This window comes from Xenorhabdus bovienii (assembly GCF_024721015.1).
In the GTDB taxonomy this organism is placed as follows: domain Bacteria; phylum Pseudomonadota; class Gammaproteobacteria; order Enterobacterales; family Enterobacteriaceae; genus Xenorhabdus; species Xenorhabdus bovienii.
The window spans coordinates 1-2,420 of the sequence record NZ_JANAIF010000166.1 but is presented as its reverse complement, the minus strand read 5'-3'; the positions used below and the strand labels follow the sequence as shown (position 1 = coordinate 2,420).

The following is a 2,420-nucleotide window of genomic DNA, read 5'->3' as shown; positions in this document are numbered from 1 at the left end:
TGGAGTCAGGCGGCGTTACGGCGAGGGGGTGATATGACATATCAGGAAGCACGAAGAAAAGTTATAGAAATCCAAAAAACTATAGCGGAAATAAATAATAGACTGTGTGGTGAGTTTGACACCCTCCGCACTCCTTATGGTCGTGAACACATCGATCGTGAGCGTGAAGAAGCGATTAAAGAATGGGAATTAGCCAAGGCGGAAATGAAGCGCCTTGAGCACTAAATATTAGCAATCAAATGTAAGAATCCTCTGGCGACTGCTTATATGCAGCACAGGTTAAGTCTGGATGACGAATAAAGTGGATAGTTGGCAAAGGAAACCGAGGAAACCGATCACGAAATACTGATTATCTGGAAGGCTGGCAACAAAGGCAGATAGCTTCCATCCTCTGTAACATGGCGAGTTCCACCGTAGGCATTGCTTACATTTGATATTAGCAGCTCAGATGGCTGGTTTATTACGGCATAGGAAATACCTTTATATCTACGTAATCAACAACAGTAACAGCGAGGGTGTGATATGAATATAGAATTCATCAACGAAATTCGGGCATCAGTGAAACGTGACCGTCAGTCTGCTATTCGTTTTCGTCATGATTCATTTTTGCGTAAACACTGCCTGAACGCAGCGTTAAATAAACGTCGTTCTATTCGTGAATTAATGGCTATCTGTGGTTGACTAATTCCAGCTCATTCCAAATAAACAATATTAATTCTGAAAGGAAATAAAAATGACTCCACCAATGAAATTTGTGGCTGAACATAAAGAAAAATTTGAACGTTATCGTCAGTGGGCTATATCCGAAGCGCCGCGTTCTGAAATTCGTCGTCGTTTGGCAAAACTGTGTTGGGTCGAACGTAAGTACTATCGTAAATGGGCGGCTCTCAGTTGACTAACTCCAGCTCATTTCCGAGTGGGCTGTGGTGAGTTAATCATTAACACGAGGTAGATATGGAAACTAAATTTTTATCAGATGGCCGCAAAGTTGCAGTTCTTGGAAAGTTAAATGCTCAGGAAAGCATAGTTCAGGAAATATTTGTTACTGAATCAGGCGTTGAAATACCAAGCGGCGAGAATTTTACCACCAAAAACCTGCACGATGAGCCAGTGAAAAGTTATCAAGCTAAACAGCTAGAAGTCCATGAGGCTGGGATTGAAAAGGCGAAGCAAGAGCGTAATCGGATTGACAGTCAAATAAAGGATATCAAAAACAAACTTTCTGCTTACCGTGACATTTTAAAAAGTGTGACGATGTTATCTGAAAATATTAATGAACATGATTTCTCTCATTTTCTAGATGTTATTACGGGTAATGTTAAATATGCTGTACAGGTTAATCGTTACAGTATGCCAGAAATAGAACCCGCTATAGAATATATGACTATTATTGAACATAATTACGGTAATAGAAAATATAAAGGTTTGCGATTATTGAGTGTACTGGGTAATTCAAACGGGAATTTAGCCTATAAAATTAATCGATGGGGTGATGGCAGTGGTAGCTATGATGATGTCGTATTTTTCAATGATATTCAGCCAGCGAGGGAATACGTTAAAAATATTGCATTAAATAGAATTAATTCCCTGAATTTATCATCTGTTCGTAAACTGCAATCGATGGGGATTACATTCACACAAAATGAATTGGAAATGATTAAAAAATCCATTCAAGAGGCCGAAATCAAAAATTTCGATAATTCAAAGCAAGAACATCTGAAACGAAAAATGGCTCACGCAGAGAATATAAAATCAATCGATGCTGTTATCGAAAAGTTACTATCTCAATAGCCTCGCCAATGCGAGGCTTTTTATTACCTGAATATAGGAAAACAAAAATGGCAGAATATACATTAACAATAAAATTGGTCACAGATGGTAATAATGACGTAAAACTGAGTACCGAAAGTAATTCGCAAGGTTCTCCATCATTGTATTTTGGGTTTTTCATTTTGTCGTTTCAAGAGCAAGTGCAAAGTAGTTTGCAGGGGAAAGCTGAAATAGCAGCAGAAATAGCTAAATTAAAAGAGCAGTTTATCAATTGCGATTGTGATGACGATGAATAACAGGAGGGTTTATGGAGTGGATTAAATGTAACGACAGGTTGCCAAATGACGATGGATATTATTTAGTGTACGAAACTTTTAATAATAGAGTAGGTGATGATTATTTCTTTCATAACGGAAGTGGCGATCATTGGAAGTTATTTCATGAATACGTAACTCACTGGATGCCATTACCCGAACCACCGACAGGAGAATGATGATGTTTATATTACCAAATATGCCATGCTTTCCAGATACGTCTGATATTACAAATATAACAGAGAGCGAATTAAATGAATTAAAAAAAACCCTGACTAGAGATAACTACCCAAAACTTGAAATTGGTTACATGGTCATATTATTGAATGGTGATGT

General features: G+C 37.8%; 6 protein-coding genes. All 6 read left to right on the top strand.

Going from position 1 to position 2,420, the window contains the following annotated elements; genetic code table 11:
* Positions 1-225: hypothetical protein (locus NXS07_RS19490; RefSeq protein WP_258087459.1), on the top strand; the 225-nt coding region annotated here is incomplete at its 5' end.
* Positions 226-522: 297 nt separating this feature from the next.
* Positions 523-681, top strand: a complete 159-nt coding sequence (locus NXS07_RS19485; RefSeq protein ID WP_258087458.1) for a hypothetical protein — start codon at positions 523-525, stop codon at positions 679-681.
* A 52-nt stretch (positions 682-733) separates the two neighbouring features.
* Positions 734-895 carry a hypothetical protein gene (locus tag NXS07_RS19480; RefSeq protein WP_258087457.1) on the top strand — a complete coding sequence of 54 codons (162 nt, stop codon included), beginning with the start codon at positions 734-736 and terminating at the stop codon, positions 893-895.
* Positions 896-954: 59 nt separating this feature from the next.
* The gene (locus tag NXS07_RS19475) at positions 955-1,791 is read left to right on the top strand and encodes a hypothetical protein (RefSeq protein ID WP_258087456.1); all 837 of its coding nucleotides are present in this window, start codon (positions 955-957) and stop codon (positions 1,789-1,791) included.
* Between the two features lie 47 nt (positions 1,792-1,838).
* On the top strand, positions 1,839-2,066 hold the full coding sequence (locus NXS07_RS19470; RefSeq protein WP_038222926.1) for a hypothetical protein: 228 nt from the start codon (positions 1,839-1,841) through the stop codon (positions 2,064-2,066).
* Positions 2,067-2,077: 11 nt separating this feature from the next.
* Complete coding sequence (locus NXS07_RS19465) at positions 2,078-2,263, top strand: DUF551 domain-containing protein (protein WP_038222927.1); 186 nt, start codon at positions 2,078-2,080, stop codon at positions 2,261-2,263.
* The last annotated feature ends 157 nt before the right edge of the window (positions 2,264-2,420 follow it).

Bases quoted from the DNA above. Each gene is read 5' to 3' on its own strand.
- NXS07_RS19475 (WP_258087456.1), top strand. From the start codon at position 955: ATGGAAACTAAATTTTTATCAGATGGCCGCAAAGTTGCAGTTCTTGGA.
- NXS07_RS19485 (WP_258087458.1), top strand. From the start codon at position 523: ATGAATATAGAATTCATCAACGAAATTCGGGCATCAGTGAAACGTGAC.
- NXS07_RS19470 (WP_038222926.1), top strand. From the start codon at position 1,839: ATGGCAGAATATACATTAACAATAAAATTGGTCACAGATGGTAATAAT.
- NXS07_RS19465 (WP_038222927.1), top strand. From the start codon at position 2,078: ATGGAGTGGATTAAATGTAACGACAGGTTGCCAAATGACGATGGATAT.
- NXS07_RS19480 (WP_258087457.1), top strand. From the start codon at position 734: ATGACTCCACCAATGAAATTTGTGGCTGAACATAAAGAAAAATTTGAA.